This window comes from Solimonas soli DSM 21787 (assembly GCF_000474945.1).
Classification (GTDB): Bacteria; Pseudomonadota; Gammaproteobacteria; order Nevskiales; family Nevskiaceae; genus Solimonas; species Solimonas soli.
The window spans coordinates 37,785-53,565 of sequence record NZ_AXDW01000010.1; the positions used below are offsets into that span (position 1 = coordinate 37,785).

Below are 15,781 nucleotides of genomic sequence, written 5' to 3' on the forward strand. Positions count from 1 at the left end.
TGAGCGGAAAAGTCGGCGTCTCAGAGTCGCGCCTTCTCCATCGCCTTCAAATGCCGCCACAGCGTCGTGCGCGAGATGCCCAGCGCGTCGGCGGTGCGCTGACGGTCGCCGTCGTGTTCGCGCAGCGCGCGTTCGATCGCGGTGGCATCGAGGGCGCCGCGTTGCGCTTTGGGCGGGGCGATCGCTGCTGCAATCGGCTGGTGCGCTTCGGGCGGCGCGCCGAAGCCGAATTCCGGCGCGCAGCGCAGCAGCAGCGGGCGCGTCAGCGCCGACAGCGGCGACTCGGCGTGCGCGAGCACGGCGATGCGTTCGGCGAGGTTGCGCAGTTCGCGCACGTTGCCGGGCCAGCGGTGTTGCAGCAGCAGTTTCTGCGCGGGGCCGTCGAGCGTCATCGCGCCGGCGCCGGCGGCGCGCAGGAAGTTCATCAGCAGCAGCGGAATGTCGTCGGCGTGCTGGCGCAGCGGCGCGAGGGCGATGCGCAGCACATTGAGGCGGTAGTAGAGGTCGCGGCGGAAGCGACCGTCGGCGGCGCGTTCGTCGAGCTGCACATGCGTGGCGGCGATCACGCGCACGTCGATCGGCGTCGGCCGCGTGCTGCCGACGCGCAGCACCTCGCGCTCCTCGAGCACGCGCAGCAGGCGCGTCTGCAGCGGCAGCGGCATCTCGCCGATCTCGTCGAGGAACAGTGTGCCGCCGTTCGCAGCCTCGATCAGGCCGACGCGGCCGCCGCGCCGCGAGCCAGTGAACGCGCCCTCGGTGTAGCCGAACAGTTCCGACTCGAGCAGCGATTCGGCGATCGCGCCGCAGTTCACCGCGACGAACGGCGCGGCGCGGCGCGGGCTGGCGCCGTGCAGCGCCTGCGCGACCAGCTCCTTGCCGGTGCCGGTCTCGCCGCTGATCAACACCGTGCGATCGGACGCGCCGTACAGGCGCACCTGATCGCGCAGATCGACCATCGCCTCGCTGTTGCCGATCAGACGCCGCAGGCTGAACTTGGCGTCCGCGGCCAGCGCCGGCTTGGCGCCGCGCGCGGGTCCGCTGCGCGCGGTGTTGAGCATGCGCGCGAGGTCGATGGCCTGCTCGAAGGTCTTGCGCACCGAATCGGCGGAATACATGAGGATGCCGGCGACGCCGGCCTTCTCCGCCATCTCGACGACGAAGCCGGTGCCGACGATGGCGCCGCAGCCCAGCGAGACCAGTTCGGCGACGATGTCGCGCGCCTCCTCGGTGTTGCCGTAGCGGCGGTGCTCGACGTCGAGCCCGAACTGCTGCTTGAACGCGGCGAAGGCGGGCAGGTCCTCGCCATAGCTGATGAAGCCGATGCGGCTGGAATGGCGGCGCGCGCGCGCCAGCGCCTGCATGAGATCGAAGCCGTCGGGCTCGATCAGCACGACCGGCTTGTCGATGCGGTTGCGCAGATAGGCGCCGTTGCTGCCGGCCGACAGCACCACGTCGCAGTCCTCGCTGCGCAGGCGCTCGCGGATCAGCGTCACCGCTTCCTCGAAGCCGAGGTTGATCGTGTCGATATGCGCGCGGCCGTCGAACTCCGGCGTCAGGTCGCGCATCAGGCTGGAGAGGCGCGTGACGCTGACGGTCCAGATCGTCGGCAGCGGAGTATCCGGATTCTGCATGCCGCGCATTATGTTTCAAATCGTCGTTTCGAGTGTTTCACGAAACGTTTCGATGCCGCGCCAGGACGCCGCGATGCAACAAGCGATGATCGTCGCCGGCGAATTAGCTAATTAAAATCAATAATATAAGGACGACCCCGCCCTCTGGCCGAGTTGGCACAAGCCTTGACTGCGAAAGGCGCCTGTCCCATACCGCGCCGGCGCGATGCGCCGCCGCCCCAGAGGAGTCGCTCATGACGTCTTCCGCCGGTGCGCGCTTTCGCGCCGCCCTTGCCGCCGAAAAGCCCTTGCAGGTGATCGGCGCGATCAACGCCAACCATGCCCTGCTCGCCAAGCGCGCCGGCTTCAAGGCGATCTATCTGTCGGGTGGTGGTGTTGCGGCCGGTTCGCTGGGCCTGCCGGATCTCGGCATCAACACCATGGACGATGTGCTGACCGACACGCGGCGCATCACCGACGTCTGCGACCTGCCGCTGCTGGTCGACATCGACACCGGCTTCGGGCCCTCCGCGTTCAACATCGAGCGCACCATCAAGTCGCTGATCAAGGCCGGCGCCGCCGCCTGCCACATCGAGGACCAGGTCGGCGCCAAGCGCTGTGGCCATCGGCCGGGCAAGGAAATCGTCACGCAGGGCGAGATGGTCGACCGCGTGAAGGCCGCCGCCGATGCCAAGACCGATCCGGACTTCTTCCTGATCGCGCGCACCGACGCGATCCAGGCCGAAGGCGTCGATGCCGCGATCGAACGCGCGATCGCCTGCGTCGAGGCCGGCGCCGACGCGATCTTCGCCGAGGCCGCCTACGATCTGCCGACGTACAAGAAGTTTGTCGACGCGCTGAAAGTGCCGGTGCTCGCCAACATCACCGAGTTCGGCGCGACGCCGCTGTTCACGCGCGAGGAGCTGGCCTCGGTCGGCGTCGGCATCCAGCTCTATCCGCTGTCCGCGTTCCGCGCGGCGAACAAGGCCGCCGAAGCCGTCTACACCTCGATCCGCACCAACGGGCACCAGAAGGACGTGCTCGAGCTGATGCAGACGCGCGCCGAACTGTACGACCGCATCGGTTATCACGCCTTCGAGAACAAGCTCGACGCGCTGTTCGCGTCGAAGAAGAAGTAAGTCCACGCCATACGCCTACGTCGACGATTCCCAGGAGAAGCAGATGAGCGAAACCACCGCGGCGCCGGCCGGCGCCTTCAAGCCCAAGAAATCCGTCGCGCTGTCCGGCACTGCCGCCGGCAACACCGCGCTGTGCACGGTCGGCCGTTCCGGCAACGACCTGCATTACCGCGGCTACGACATCCTCGACGTCGCCGCGCAGTGCGAGTTCGAGGAAATCGCCCATCTGCTCGTGCACGGCAAGCTGCCGACGATCGCCGAGCTGGCGGCGTACAAGGCCAAGCTGAAGTCGCTGCGCGGCTTGCCGGCCGCCGTGAAGACGGCGCTCGAACAGCTGCCGCCGTCCTCGCATCCGATGGACGTCATGCGCACCGGCGTCTCGGTGCTCGGCTGCGTGAAGCCGGAGAAGGACGACCACAACCATCCGGGCGCGCGCGACATCGCCGACAAGCTGATGGCCTCGCTCGGCTCGATGCTGCTGTACTGGTACCACTTCGCCTACAACGGCAAGCGCATCGAGGTCGAGACCGATGACGACTCGATCGGCGGCCACTTCCTGCACCTGCTGCATGGCAAGAAGCCGAGCGAGTCCTGGGTCAAGGCCATGCACACCTCGCTGGTGCTGTACGCCGAGCACGAATTCAACGCCTCGACCTTCACCTGCCGCGTCATCGCCGGCACCGGCTCGGACATGTACTCGGCGATCGCCGGCGGCATCGGCGCGCTGCGTGGCCCGAAGCACGGCGGCGCCAACGAAGTCGCCTTCGAGATCCAGAAGCGCTACGACACGCCGGACGAAGCGGAAGCCGACATCAAGGCGCGCGTCGAGAAGAAGGAAGTGGTGATCGGTTTCGGCCACCCGGTCTACACCATCGCCGATCCGCGCAACAAGGTCATCAAGGAAGTTGCGCGCAAGCTGTCGAAGGAAGCCGGCTCGATGAAGATGTTCGACATCGCCGAGCGTCTCGAAACGGTGATGTGGGACATCAAGAAGATGTTCCCGAACCTCGACTGGTTCAGCGCGGTCAGCTACCACGTGATGGGCGTGCCGACCGACATGTTCACGCCGCTGTTCGTCATCGCCCGCACTTCGGGCTGGAGCGCGCACATCATCGAGCAGCGCATCGACGGCAAGATCATCCGTCCTTCGGCGAATTACGTCGGCCCGGAAGATCTCAAGTTCGTTCCGCTCAAGGACCGCAAGTAAAAGCCCGAGCAAAGGCAATCAACCACGGATTTCGCAGATGACACAGAAAAGATCTCTATCTTTTTGATCTGTGTAGATCTGTGGAATCTGTGGTTCATCTTTTTGAAGAGCCGTCATGAACTCCAAATACCGCAAGACACTTCCCGGCACGAAGCTCGATTATTTCGACGCGCGTGAGGCCGTGGACAGCATCAAGCCCGGCGCCTGGGCCACGCTGCCGTACACCGCGCGCGTGCACGCCGAAAACCTCGTGCGCAAGGCCGAGCCCGAGAAGCTGAACGCCTATCTCGGCCAGCTGATCGAGCGCAGGCGCGATCTCGATTTCCCGTGGTTCCCGGTGCGCGTGGTATGCCATGACATCCTCGGCCAGACCGCGCTGGTCGATCTCGCCGGCCTGCGCGACGCGATCGCCGACATGGGCGGCGATCCGGCGAAGGTCAATCCGGTGGTGCCGGTGCAGCTGATCGTCGACCACTCGCTGGCGGTCGAACACGCCGGCTTCGAGAAGGATGCGTTCGCCCGGAACCGTGCGATCGAGGATCGTCGCAACGACGACCGCTTCCACTTCATCAACTGGACCAAGGAAGCGTTCGAGAACATCGACGTCATCCCGCCGGGCAACGGCATCATGCACCAGATCAACCTGGAGCGGATGAGCCCGGTGATCTACACGCAGGACGGCGTCGCCTTCCCGGACACCTGCGTCGGCACCGACTCGCACACGCCGCATGTCGATGCGCTCGGCGTCATCGCCATCGGCGTCGGCGGCCTCGAAGCCGAGAACGTCATGCTCGGCCGCGCCTCGTGGATGCGCCTGCCGGACATCGTCGGCGTCGAACTCAGCGGCAAGCCGCAGCCGGGCATCACGGCGACCGACGTCGTGCTGGCGCTGACCGAATTCCTGCGCAAGGAGAAGGTGGTCGGCGCCTATCTCGAATTCCGCGGCGAAGGCGCCGCGGCGCTGACGCTCGGCGACCGCGCGACGATCTCCAACATGGCGCCCGAATACGGCGCGACGGCGGCGATGTTCTTCATCGACCAGAACACGCTCGACTATCTGACGCTGACCGGCCGCGACGCCGCGCAGGTGAAGCTGGTCGAGACCTACGCGAGGACCGCCGGCCTGTGGGCCGACGACCTGAAGACGGCGCAGTACGAGCGCACCCTGAAGTTCGATCTGTCGACCGTGGTGCGCAACATGGCCGGTCCGTCCAACCCGCACAGGCGCCTGCCGGTCAGCGCGCTGCACGAGCGCGGCATCGCCGTCGATCTCGACAAGGCGCAGAAGCAGGAGGCCGAGGGCCTGATGCCGGACGGCGCCGTGATCATCGCCGCGATCACCAGCTGCACCAACACCTCGAACCCGGCCAACGTCATCGCCGCCGGCCTGCTCGCGCGCAACGCGGTGCAGAAAGGCCTCGTGCGCAAGCCCTGGGTGAAGACCTCGCTGGCGCCGGGCTCGAAGACCGTCGAGCTGTACCTGAAGGAGGCGGGCCTGCTCGACGATCTCGAAGCGCTCGGCTTCGGCATCGTCGCCTTCGCCTGCACGACCTGCAACGGCATGTCCGGCGCGCTCGATCCGAAGATCCAGCAGGAGATCATCGACCGCGATCTGTACGCGACCGCGGTGCTGTCCGGCAACCGCAACTTCGACGGCCGCATCCATCCATACGCCAAGCAGGCCTTCCTCGCCTCGCCGCCGCTGGTGGTCGCCTACGCGATCGCCGGCACCGTGCGCTTCGACATCGAGAAGGACGTGCTCGGCGTCGACAAGGACGGCAAGGAGATCCGCCTCAAGGACATCTGGCCGAGCGACGAGGAGATCAAGGCCGTCATCGCCAGCAGCGTCAAGCCGGAGATGTTCCGCAAGGTCTACGACCCGATGTTCACGTTCAAGGTCGTCGAGGGCAAGAAGATCAGCCCGCTGTACAACTGGCGTCCGCAGAGCACCTACATCCGCCGTCCGCCGTACTGGGAAGGCGCGCTGGCCGGCGAGCGCACGCTCAAGGGCCTGCGTCCGCTCGCCGTGCTGCCGGACAACATCACCACGGACCATCTCTCGCCGTCCAACGCGATCCTGCCGGACAGCGCGGCCGGCGAATATCTGGCGAAGATGGGCCTGCCCGAGGAGGACTACAACTCCTACGCGACGCATCGCGGCGATCACCTCACCGCGCTGCGCGCGACCTTCGCCAATCCGACGCTGATGAACGAAATGGTGCGCAACGCCGACGGCACGGTGAGGCGGGGTTCTCTCGCGCGCGTCGAGCCGGAAGGAAAGGTCGTGCGCATGTGGGAAGCGATCGAGACCTACATGGAGCGCAAGCAGCCGCTGATCATCATCGCCGGTGCCGACTACGGCCAGGGTTCGTCGCGTGACTGGGCGGCCAAGGGCGTGCGCCTCGCCGGCGTCGAGGCGATCGTCGCCGAAGGCTTCGAGCGCATCCATCGCACGAACCTGATCGGCATGGGCTGCCTGCCGCTCGAGTTCAAGCCGGGTACGACGCGCCTGACGCTGGGCATCGACGGCACGGAGACCTTCGATGTGGTCGGCAAGCTCGCGCCGCGCACGACGCTGAGGCTGGTGATCCATCGCAAGAGCGGCGAGACGGTCGAAGTGCCGGTGACCTGCCGTCTCGATTCCGACGAGGAAGTGTCGATCTACCAGGCGGGCGGCGTGCTGCAGCGCTTCGCGCAGGACTTCCTGGAGTCGAACAAGGCGGCGTGATCGAGGCCGGAATCCGGCCACTGGACCTCGTCCATGCGCGGCTTCTCGCGCAGGGCGCCCTCAAACTGCAAACCAGACGCTGCACCGATCCCCATGACCCACGTACCGCAGATCAAAGTCCCGGCCACCTACATGCGCGGCGGCACGTCGAAAGGCGTGTTCTTCAAGCTCGACGACCTGCCGGAGCGCTGCCGTGAGCCGGGCGAGGCGCGCGACAGGTTCCTGCTGCGCGTGATCGGCTCGCCCGATCCATACGGCGCGCAGATCGACGGCATGGGCGGCGCCACGTCGAGCACGTCGAAGACGGTGATCCTGTCGAAGAGCGCGAAGCCGGATCACGACGTCGACTACCGCTTCGGCCAGGTGTCGATCGACAAGGCTTTCGTCGACTGGTCCGGCAACTGCGGCAATCTTACCGCCGCGGTCGGCTCGTTCGCCATCAACAACGGCCTCGTCGACGCGTCGCGCATCCCCCAGAACGGCCACTGTGTCGTGCGCATCTGGCAGACGCAGATCAACAAGACCATCATCGCGCACGTGCCGATCAGCAATGGCCAGGTGCAGGAAACGGGCGACTTCGAACTCGACGGCGTGACCTTCCCGGCCGCCGAAGTGCAGATCGAATTCCTCGATCCGGCCGAGGAAGGCGATGAGGGCGGTTCGATGTTTCCGACCGGCAAGCTCGTCGACGATCTCGAAGTGCCGGGCGTCGGTCGGCTTCAGGCAACGATGATCAATGCCGGCATTCCGACGATCTTCGTCAATGCCGACGAGATCGGCTACACCGGCACCGAGCTGCGCGAGGCGATCAACAGCGATCCGAAAGCGCTCGAGAAGTTCGAGACGATCCGCGCCTACGGCGCCTTGCGCATGGGCCTGATCAAGGACGTCGCGGAAGCGGCCAAGCGCCAGCACACGCCGAAAGTCGCGTTCGTCGCGCCGCCGAAGGACTACGTGTCGTCGAGCGGCAAGCAGATCAAGGCCGGCGACATCGACCTCAACGTGCGCGCGCTGTCGATGGGCAAGCTGCACCACGCGATGATGGGCACCGCGGCCGTCGCCATCGGCACCGCCGCGGCGATTCCCGGCACGCTGGTCAATCTCGCGGCCGGCGGCGGCGAGCGCGAAGCGGTGCGTTTCGGCCACCCGTCCGGCACCTTGCGCGTCGGCGCGGCGGCGGCCTTCGAGCCATCGCCCAATGGGGGCCAGTGGGTCGTCAAGAAGGCGATGATGTCGCGCAGCGCGCGCGTGCTGATGGAAGGCTGGGTGCGCGTGCCGGGCGATTCGTTCTGAAGCGGCGCCGGCCCGCGATTGCGCGGTCAAGACGAAGCCCGGACGGCGTGAGCCGTCCGGGCTTCGTCGTTGCGCGGGGAGGCTCAGAGCCGCGCCGCGCAGTCGAAACGGCGGTGCCGGCGGCGTGTCGTGGCCGGGCTTCGATGTTCCGTCCGGATTGCATCATCGCCGCGCCGGCGTGGACGGCGGCCGCGGTTCTGGCAAGCTGCGCGCATCGAGCCAGCCGGGATGCGCCGTGACGGAAAGCGGGAATTCGAAGAAGACGAAAATCGAAGGGGCGCGTCGGCGCCTGCTCGGCCTGCGGCCGGTGTCGGTGGTGTCGTGGCGCGATGCGGTCGCCACGCTGCTGCCGATCCTGCTGCTCAGCGCCGCGGCGATCTACGCGACGCTGCACTTCGTGCGGCCGGCGCCGCCGCGGCATCTGGTGATGGCGGGCGGGCCGGACGGCAGCAACTTCCGCAACATCGCCGAGCGCTACCGGCAGATTCTCGCGCGCAACGGCATCGAGCTGAGCATCGTGGCGACGCACGGCTCGGCCGAGAATCTCGATCTGCTGGCCGAAAACCGGGTCGACATCGCGCTCGTGCAGTCCGGCGTGACGCGCAAGGACGGCACCGACGAGATCGTCTCGCTGGGCACCATGTTCCGCCAGCCGGTGACCATCTTCTACCGCACGCCGAAGCCGATCACGCGCCTGTCCGAGCTCGACGGCCTGCGCATCGCCGTCGGCCACGAGGGCAGCGGCACGCGCGTGCTGGCGATCACCCTGCTCGACGGCAACGGCATCGAACCCGGCGGCAGGACGCAGTTCCTCGATCTGGAAGGCGGCGAGGCGGCGCAGGCCCTGCTCGACCGCCGCATCGACGCCGCCTTCCTGTCCGGCGATTCGGCGAATCTCGGCGCCGTGCGCCGGCTCCTGCACGCCGACGGCATCCGCCTGTTCGACTTCGTGCAGGGCGAGGCCTACGAGCGGCGCTACCGCTACCTCAACCGCTTCGAGCTGCCGGCCGGCGCCTTCGATCTCGGCGCCAACCTGCCCGACCATCGCATCACCATGCTGGCGCCGACCGTCGAGCTGCTCGCGCACGCCGATCTGCATCCGGCGCTGTCCGATCTGCTCGTCGAGGCCGGCCAGGAAGTGCATGGCCGCGGTTCGCTGATGCAGAACCCCGGCGAGTTCCCGCACGCCATCGAGCACGACTATCCGATGAGCGAGGACGCCGCGCGCTACTACAAGTCCGGCAAGAGCCTCGCATACCGCTATCTGCCGTTCTGGCTGGCCAGCCTCGTCAACCGCGTCGCGCTGGTGCTGGTGCCGATCATCGTCGTGCTGATTCCGGCCTGCGCTTCGCGCCCGACCTCTACGGCTGGCGCATTCGCCGTCGCCTCTACCGGCACTACGGCGAGCTGATGGCGCTCGAACGCGCCATGGCCGAACCGACCACGCCGGAACAGCGCACGGCGATGATCGAACAGCTCGATCGCATCGAGAAGGCGGTGGTCGGCACCAAGATGCCCGGCGCCTTCGCCGACCAGGCCTACATCCTGCGCCGCCACATCCGCTTCGTGCGCGACAGCCTCGCGCCGGGCGCGGCGAAGCCGGCGGACGACGAGACCGCGATCTTCGGCGCCCGGCGCTGAAAGCGGTGCCGCGAGCGCGGCGCCTGATGCGTTTTTACCATCGGCGCGCGCGCCGCTTGTCATGGTGCCGACAAGCAGCGCATCTATGGTCCTCCGTCTTTTCGACGAGGAATCGCGGCAATGGGCAACAATGGCAACGATGGCGGCAAGCCGGTTGATCTGACGCGGCGCCGTGTGCTGGCGGGCATCGCCGCCTCGGCCGGTGCCGCCGGACTGGCGGCCTGCGGCGGTTCCGACTCCGGTGACGACGCGGCTTCGCAGCCCTTGCCCGATCCCGAAGCGTCCGGCATCGATCACATCGTCGTGGTGATGATGGAGAACCGCTCCTTCGATCACTACTTCAGCTGGGTGCCGGGCGCGACGACAGTCGACACGTCCAGGCTCAAGCTGCTCGACAGCGACGGCAATGCGGTCGCGGCGCGGCATCTGACCGACTACCAGAACTGCCAGCTCGCCGATCCCGATCACGGCTACGACGCCGGCCGCACGCATCTCAACGGCGGCAAGATGGACGGCTTCCTGCTGACGCAGCCGGTCGGCGACGATTTCCCGATCGGCTTCTACACGGCCGACGACCTGCCGTTCTACAAGGGCGTTGTCGAGAACTTCACGCTCTGCGACCGCTACTTCACCGGCATCCTCGGCCCCACGCAGCCGAACCGCTACTACATGCACGCCGGCCAGACCGACAAGAAGAACAACGACATCACCTTCTTCTCGCAGCCGACGGTGTGGGACGCGCTGAAGAGCGTCGGCCGCAGCGGCCGCTACTACTACGGCGACCTCGCCGGCTGGGCGCTGGTCAGCTTCGAATTCGCCGGCCACAACCCGGGCGTCGCCAACATCCGTCCGTATGCTCAGTTCCTCAAGGACGCGGCCAGCGGCGATCTCGCCGACGTCACCTACATCGATCCGTCGATGCTCGGTGAGGGCGCCGGCACCTCGAACGACGATCATCCGCTCGCCGACATTCGCAAGGGCCAGGTCCTGCTCAACGCGATCTACGACGCGCTGCGCACGAGCCCAGCCTGGGAGAAGACACTGCTGATCATCAACTACGACGAGTGGGGCGGCTTCTACGACCACGTCGAGCCGCCGTTCGCGCCGGTGACTTACGAGGAATACCAGGCCACCGGCAACGACGGCCGTCTCGGCTTCCGCGTGCCGTGCATGGCGATCGGCCCGCGCGTCAAGCGCGGCCACATCGCCAAGCAGCAGCTCGATCCGAACTCGATCCTCAACATGATCGCCTGGCGCTTCGGTTTCGCGCCGCTCGGCGCGCGCGGTGCGACGTCGATGAACTTTGCACGCATCCTCGACTTCTCATCGGCACCGAAACTGGACGCGCCGGTCTTCGGCGTGCCGGACGACGCTTCGTTCGGGCAGGCCTGCTCGGCGCAGCTGTCGAACGCCAAGAGCACGATGACGCCGGAGCGCTACGCGGACGTCATGAACCGTCACGCCGAGCACGTCGAGGAATGGCAGTCGCTGGTGCAGGCGGCGCTGGCCGCCGGTCTGAGACCGCCGGCCTGAGGCAACGGCGCCGCGGGCCGGCAGGCGGCGCCGTCGTTCGCCTATTCGTGAGATGGCGGCACGGATCGCCGGCGAATTTTCCCGCGCACATCGGTTCGGCACGCGCACAGCCCACGTTCAGGCAACCTCGTCCATGGTCGACGGGCTTGCATGTGGAAGCGACGCGGAGAACCGAATGACCATGACGCTGATCTCCACCGGAATCGACGGACTCGATCACGTCCTCGGCGGCGGACTCACGCCCAATCGTCTGTATCTCGTCGAAGGCGTGCCCGGCTCCGGCAAGACCACGCTGGCCCTGCAGTTCCTGCTCGCCGGCGTGAAGCTGAACGAGCCGACGCTGTACGTGACGCTGTCGGAGTCGATCGCCGAACTCGGCGCGGTCGGCGCCTCGCACGGCTGGTCGTTCGACGGCATCGCCATCCGCGAACTGGCCGCTTCCGAGGAGGCGCTGCGGCCCGACGACCAGTACACCATGTTCCATCCGTCCGAGGTGGAGCTCGGCGAGACCACGCGCACCATCCTCGAGGACGTCGAGCGCATCCAGCCGAAGCGCGTGGTGTTCGATTCCCTGTCCGAGCTGCGCCTGCTGGCCGGCAACTCGCTGCGCTACCGCCGCCAGATCCTCGCGCTCAAGCAGTTCTTCAGCGGCCGCAACTGCACGGTGATGCTGCTCGACGACATGACCAGCACCGATCACGATCTGCAGGTGCAGAGCATCGCGCACGGCGTGATCTCGCTGGAGCAGCTCAATCCCGACTACGGCACCGAACGCCGCCGCCTGCGCATCGTGAAGTACCGCGGCATGCGCTTTCGCGGCGGCTACCACGACTACATCATCGAGCGCGGCGGTCTCAAGGTGTTCGCGCGGCTGGTCGCCAGCGAGGCGCGCAAGGCGGTCGAGATGACGCGCTACGCCAGCGGCATCGCGGCGCTGGACGCCTTGATCGGCGGCGGCCTCGAACGCGGCACGAGCACGCTGATCGCCGGCGCCGCCGGCACCGGCAAGTCGTCGCTGGCCGCGCAGTTCGTGCACGCCGCCGCGCTGCGCGGCGAGAAGGCGCTGATGCTGCTGTTCGACGAAAGCCTCAGCACGCTGGTCAAGCGCACCGGCGAGCTCAACATCGGTCTGCAGCCACATATCGATTCCGGCCAGGTGACGATCAAGCAGGTCGATCCCGCGGAGCTTTCGCCGGGCGAGTTGACCAACGCCATCCGCGCCGCGGTCGAGCGCGACGGCGTGTCGGTGGTGGTGATCGACAGCCTCAACGGCTATCTCAACGCCATGCCGGGCGAGCGGTTCCTCATCATCCAGCTGCACGAACTTTTGAGTTTCCTCGGCCAGCTCGGCGTGGCGACGCTGATGGTCAGCGCGCATCACGGCCTGATCGGCAACAACATGACCACGCCGGTCGACGTCAGCTATCTGGCCGACACGGTGATCCTGATGCGCTACTTCGAAGCGCGCGGCGAGGTGCGGCAGGCGATCTCGGTGGTCAAGAAGCGCGGCGGCGCCCACGAGCGCAGCATCCGCGAGTTCAAGATGGCCGGCGGCCTGATCCAGATCGGCCAGCCGCTGCGGGATTTCCACGGCGTGCTGACCGGCGTGCCGGTATTCCAGGGCGAGCAGGACGGCCTGATGGAGTCGCAGTCCTGAACACGGTCCCGGCCGCGGCCAGCGTTGCGAGCGACATGCGCGTGCTGTTGCTGGCGCCGACGGTCAAGGATGCCGCGCTCACCTGCCAGGCCTTCGCGCCGCACGGCGTCAGCGTGGTGGCCTGCGCGGACATCGAGGACCTGCGCGCCGAGCTCGATGCCGGCGCCGGCGCGCTGCTGCTCGCCGAGGAGGCGCTGCCGCGGCAGCAGCCGCTGGCGCAGTGGCTCGATCGGCAGCCGGCCTGGTCCGACCTGCCGGTGCTGGTGCTGGCGCGGCCCAATACCGATTCGACCGCGCTGGCGCGCGCCACGCAGCGGCTCGGCAACGTCACCATTCTCGTGCGTCCGACGCGCGTCGCGGCGCTCGTCAGCGCCGTGCAGGCGGCGCTGCGCGCGCGCGGCCGCCAGTACCAGATCCGCCAGCACCTCGTCGAGCGCGCCGAGGTCGAGGAGCGCCTGCGTCTCAACGATCAGCGCAAGGACGAGTTCGTCGCGATCCTCGCGCACGAGCTGCGCAACCCGCTGGCGCCGATCAGCAATGCCCTGCACATCCTCAAGCCCTGGCTGGCGCGCGACGAGAAGATGGCGAGGTTCGGGCAGATGATGCTGCGCCAGCTCGGCAATCTCACGCGGCTGGTCAACGACCTGCTCGAAGTCTCGCGCGTGACGCGCGGCGAACTCGACCTGCACCGCCAGCGCATCGACGTGGCGACCGTGGTGCGCACCGCCGTCGAGTCGAGCCAGCCGCTGATCGATGCGCAGCGCCACCAGCTGAGCGTCACGCTGCCCTCGTCGCCGGTCTACCTGGACGCCGATCCCATGCGCCTGGCGCAGGTGCTCTCCAACCTGCTCAACAATGCCGCCAAGTACACGCTCGGCAACGGCCACATCGCGCTGGCCGTGCGCGTCGAAGGCGCGCAGGTGGCGATCGAGGTGCAGGACGACGGCATGGGCATTCCGCCCGAGGACCAGGCGCGCATCTTCGAGCTGTTCATGCAGGTGCCGCAGAACCGCACGCGCGCGCAGGGCGGGCTCGGCATCGGCCTGACATTGGTGAAGCGCCTGACCGAGCTGCACGGCGGCTCGGTGGAAGTGGCCAGCGCCGGCCGCGACCAGGGCAGCCGCTTCACCGTGCGCCTGCCGCTCGCGCCGGCGCCGGACGCCGCCGCCGCCGACGACGACCGCGCCGCCGAGCCCGACCTGTCCTTCCTGCGGGCGCTGATCGCCGACGACAATCGCGACGCCGCCGACTCGCTGGGCCTGCTGCTGCAGCGCTTCGGCGCGTCGGTGGACATCGCCTACAGCGGCGCGCAGGCGCTCGGCGCCGCTGATCCGCGGCGCATCAACGTCGCGATTCTCGACGTCGGCATGCCGGACATCAGCGGTCTGGAAGTGGCACGGCGCATCCGCGCCCAGGCCGAAGGCCAGGCGCTGCGGCTGATCGCGCTGACCGGCTGGGGCCAGAGGCACGACATTCTCGATACGCGCGCGGCCGGTTTCGATCATCACCTGACCAAGCCGGTCGACATCGCGGCCCTGGTCGAACTGCTGAGCCGCGTCCGCCCGCCCGCGGCCTGAACCGGCGCGGTGCCGGCCTGGCGCGCCCTGTCAAATCGCCGACACGGCGCTCCGCTACACTCCCGCGCTCGGGGGCCGGGTGCCGCAACGCGGGCATCGGCTGCGTCAGGGCGGTCCTGACGGCATCGCATCTTGGGGAGCGGGTCCATGCACAAGTCGTTTCTCGTCCGCCTGCGCGCGACACTCGCCGCTTCGGCCCTCGCCCTGCTCGGCGCCTGCAGCAGCAGCGACAGCGGCGGCCCGGTGAAGAGCGGCGACGCCGTCGGCCACGTCTTCATCATCGTGCTGGAGAACAAGAACTACGACCGCAGCTTCGGTCCGGACACCGAGGCGCCGTATCTCGGCCGGGAATTGCCTAAGAAAGGCGCGCTGCTGGAGAACTACTACGGCACCGGCCACGCGAGCCTCGACAACTACATCTCGATGATCAGCGGCCAGGGCCCGAACTCGCTGACGCAGGCCGACTGCGCGCTGGGCCTGCCCGACTTCATCCTGCCGGTGATCATCGACGGCCAGGTTCGCGGCGTCGGCTGCATCTATCCGAAGAGCGTGCGCTCGCTCGCCGACGAGTTCCGCGACGCCGGCATCAGCTGGAAGGGCTACATGCAGGACATGGGCAAGGACCCGAGCCGCTACGATCCGGCGCTCGCCGCCTCCGACGCGCGTCCGCAAGGCCCGCGCACCTGCGGGCACGGCACGATCGGCGGCGTCGACGGCACGCAGTCGGCAACCGCCGACGACCAGTACGCGGCGCGCCACAATCCCTTCGTCTATTTCCACAGCGTGATCGACGACCTGCCGTACTGCGACGAGCACGTCGTCAATCTCGACGATGCCCTGCTCGACGATCTGAAGCGCATCGATACCACGCCGGCCTACAGCTTCATCACGCCGGATCTCTGCGCCGACGGCCACGACAGCAACTGCGCCGACGGCACGGTCGGCGGGCTGGCCGGCATCGACAAGTTCCTGCAGCAGTGGGTGCCGGTCATCCTCGACTCGCCGGCCTTCAAGAAGGACGGCCTGCTGATCATCACCTACGACGAATCGAACGGCCCGGGCGACGACAGCACGGCCTGCTGCGGCGAGAAGGGCACGGCCGCGCAGCTGTTCCTGCAGCCGGGCATTCTCGGCCCCGGCGGCGGCCGCGTCGGCGCGGTGCTGATCTCGCCGTTCATCAAGCCGGGCACGGTGTCGACACAGCCGTACAACCATTACTCGCTGCTGCGCAGCGTCGCCGACATCTTCGGCGTGGCCTATCTCGGCCATGCCGCCGACGGCGACACCGCCGACGGCAGCGCCTGCGACAACAGCAAGCAGCCGTGCAGCTTCGGCAGCGACGTCTACAGCAAGGTGATGCCGACCTTCCCGGCGCGGCCGGCGGCGAACTGAGCGG

11 protein-coding genes are annotated in these 15,781 nt (G+C 67.7%); 10 read left to right on the plus strand and 1 reads right to left on the minus strand.

Annotation, left to right across the window (positions count from 1 at the left end; all coding sequences use genetic code 11):
• Positions 1-20: 20 nt before the first annotated feature.
• Positions 21-1,631: a propionate catabolism operon regulatory protein PrpR gene (gene prpR, locus K344_RS0106095; protein WP_436278827.1), complete on the minus strand. Its 1,611-nt coding sequence runs from the start codon at positions 1,629-1,631 to the stop codon at positions 21-23.
• Positions 1,632-1,864: 233 nt separating this feature from the next.
• Here prpR and prpB point away from each other — a divergent pair, with 233 nt between their 5' ends.
• The 10 genes from prpB to K344_RS20465 all read left to right on the plus strand — a co-directional run bounded on the left by prpB (position 1,865) and on the right by K344_RS20465 (position 15,777).
• Positions 1,865-2,749: a methylisocitrate lyase gene (prpB, locus tag K344_RS0106100; RefSeq protein WP_028079923.1), complete on the plus strand. Its 885-nt coding sequence runs from the start codon at positions 1,865-1,867 to the stop codon at positions 2,747-2,749.
• 43 nt (positions 2,750-2,792) lie between these two features.
• Positions 2,793-3,956 (plus strand): bifunctional 2-methylcitrate synthase/citrate synthase, encoded by a 1,164-nt coding sequence (gene prpC / locus K344_RS0106105; RefSeq protein ID WP_028079924.1) that lies wholly within the window; start codon positions 2,793-2,795, stop codon positions 3,954-3,956.
• Positions 3,957-4,071: 115 nt separating this feature from the next.
• Positions 4,072-6,684, plus strand: a complete 2,613-nt coding sequence (gene acnD / locus K344_RS0106110; RefSeq protein ID WP_028079925.1) for a Fe/S-dependent 2-methylisocitrate dehydratase AcnD — start codon at positions 4,072-4,074, stop codon at positions 6,682-6,684.
• A gap of 93 nt (positions 6,685-6,777) precedes the next feature.
• Positions 6,778-7,977: a 2-methylaconitate cis-trans isomerase PrpF gene (gene prpF, locus K344_RS0106115; RefSeq protein ID WP_028079926.1), complete on the plus strand. Its 1,200-nt coding sequence runs from the start codon at positions 6,778-6,780 to the stop codon at positions 7,975-7,977.
• A gap of 235 nt (positions 7,978-8,212) precedes the next feature.
• A complete protein-coding gene (locus tag K344_RS20455; RefSeq protein WP_245586129.1) occupies positions 8,213-9,388 on the plus strand; it encodes a TAXI family TRAP transporter solute-binding subunit in 1,176 nt (391 codons plus the stop codon).
• Positions 9,388-9,618: a hypothetical protein gene (locus K344_RS24605; RefSeq protein WP_245586130.1), complete on the plus strand. Its 231-nt coding sequence runs from the start codon at positions 9,388-9,390 to the stop codon at positions 9,616-9,618. The genes K344_RS20455 and K344_RS24605 overlap by 1 nt, the downstream gene beginning before the upstream one ends.
• A gap of 120 nt (positions 9,619-9,738) precedes the next feature.
• Positions 9,739-11,151 (plus strand): alkaline phosphatase family protein, encoded by a 1,413-nt coding sequence (locus K344_RS20460; RefSeq protein ID WP_051361945.1) that lies wholly within the window; start codon positions 9,739-9,741, stop codon positions 11,149-11,151.
• Positions 11,152-11,326: 175 nt separating this feature from the next.
• On the plus strand, positions 11,327-12,808 hold the full coding sequence (locus K344_RS0106130) for an ATPase domain-containing protein (protein ID WP_028079927.1): 1,482 nt from the start codon (positions 11,327-11,329) through the stop codon (positions 12,806-12,808).
• Positions 12,809-12,843: 35 nt separating this feature from the next.
• Entirely contained in the window at positions 12,844-14,385 is a 1,542-nt protein-coding gene (locus K344_RS0106135; RefSeq protein WP_028079928.1) for an ATP-binding response regulator, read from the plus strand.
• Between the two features lie 147 nt (positions 14,386-14,532).
• Positions 14,533-15,777 carry an alkaline phosphatase family protein gene (locus K344_RS20465; RefSeq protein WP_043113935.1) on the plus strand — a complete coding sequence of 415 codons (1,245 nt, stop codon included), beginning with the start codon at positions 14,533-14,535 and terminating at the stop codon, positions 15,775-15,777.
• The last annotated feature ends 4 nt before the right edge of the window (positions 15,778-15,781 follow it).